The 540-nt window shown below is 68.7% G+C and carries 1 protein-coding gene; it reads left to right on the forward strand.

The annotated features are described in order from the left end of the window. Positions 1-91: 91 nt before the first annotated feature. The coding region (locus H7965_RS30660) for a hypothetical protein (protein WP_390624663.1) at positions 92-540 on the forward strand (449 nt) is incomplete at its 3' end.

Below are 540 nucleotides of genomic sequence, written 5' to 3' on the forward strand. Positions count from 1 at the left end.
GCCAGGATGAAGCATGTGGACATGCGTCGGCTGCTGGCAGCGGCACAAGAGGAACGCCGGCGACAGGTGATCGGCCTGTCGCCAGGGCGGCATGACCTATGAGGCGATTGCGGCGCAGGTCGGCCTGAGCCCGGCCGGAGTGTTCAACATCTGCCAGCGCTACGCCGAGCGGGGCGCGGCGGGGCTGAAAACTTGTAGGCCCGGGCTCGGACCGGGTCACCGAGGCTATCGGGCAGGCAACCGCCTGCTGGAATGCGCACCGTCATCCCTTTCACTGAGGACAGCGGCGGGGCGTCATCGCCTGCGCCGCCAGCCCGGCGTCGCGCTCCTCCCCAAGGCCGCAAAACTTGGCAAATCAAGCATTGAGCAACGATGCGGGCGCTACACCAGCCTTGCATTGGGGGCGCGGCGCCGAAGGCGCTGCCATCGCCGCACGCGACGTGGTGTGGGCGCGGTATCCGTCGCTCCCCTTGACCATGATCGCCGACGCGGTGGCGGCGGTTGTGCCCGATCCTGCCGGAATATCCGCCGCGAGAGGCG

This window comes from Siccirubricoccus deserti, assembly GCF_014283215.1.
Lineage (GTDB): Bacteria > Pseudomonadota > Alphaproteobacteria > Acetobacterales > Acetobacteraceae > Siccirubricoccus > Siccirubricoccus deserti.